This is a genomic window from Bacteroides sp. 1_1_30, from assembly GCF_020982715.1.
In the GTDB taxonomy this organism is placed as follows: Bacteria; Bacteroidota; Bacteroidia; order Bacteroidales; family Bacteroidaceae; genus Bacteroides; species Bacteroides xylanisolvens.
The window spans coordinates 1-554 of the sequence record NZ_JAJKHN010000258.1 but is presented as its reverse complement, the minus strand read 5'-3'; the positions used below and the strand labels follow the sequence as shown (position 1 = coordinate 554).

Below are 554 nucleotides of genomic sequence, written 5' to 3'. Positions count from 1 at the left end.
ATTAACCGGCAGGAAGCCGACTGGAAGCGTGAGAACAAGGAAGCCGGCATATCCACCGGAGATAACGGACTTACCCGTGAGCAACAGGATGCACTTGAAAAAGCCCGTGCCTCAAACACCGAGTCCCGGAAAAAAGCGGAGACGGACGTGTACAGGGAAGAGGCGGAAGCCATGCGTGACTATCTGAAGGAATACGGTACCTTCCAGCAGCAGAAACTGGCCATCGCTGAAGAATATGCCGAGAAAATCCGCAAGGCACAGTCCCAGGGCGAAAGGCTGACTTTGGAGAAGCAGCGTGATGCGGCTGTGCACAAAGTGGACATGGAAGCCCTTACCCAGAAGATAGACTGGGGAGCAGCGTTCGGGGATTTGACCGGTCTGCTTGCAGACCAGATGAAGAACCTGCTTGGCGAACTTAAGCAGTATGTCAAGACGGATGAGTTCAAAAAATCAGGAGCAGCGGACCAGCAGGTTGTTTACGATGCCATTGAACGTATTCAAAGCATGCTCCCCGGTGGCAACGGCACATTGGATTTTGCCCGGCTGCAAACGCA

At 53.6% G+C, this 554-nt stretch carries 1 pseudogene; it reads left to right on the top strand.

Annotated features, from left to right (window positions below):
• Positions 1 to 554, top strand: a pseudogene (locus LPH68_RS26560) (viral A-type inclusion protein); the annotation flags it as partial.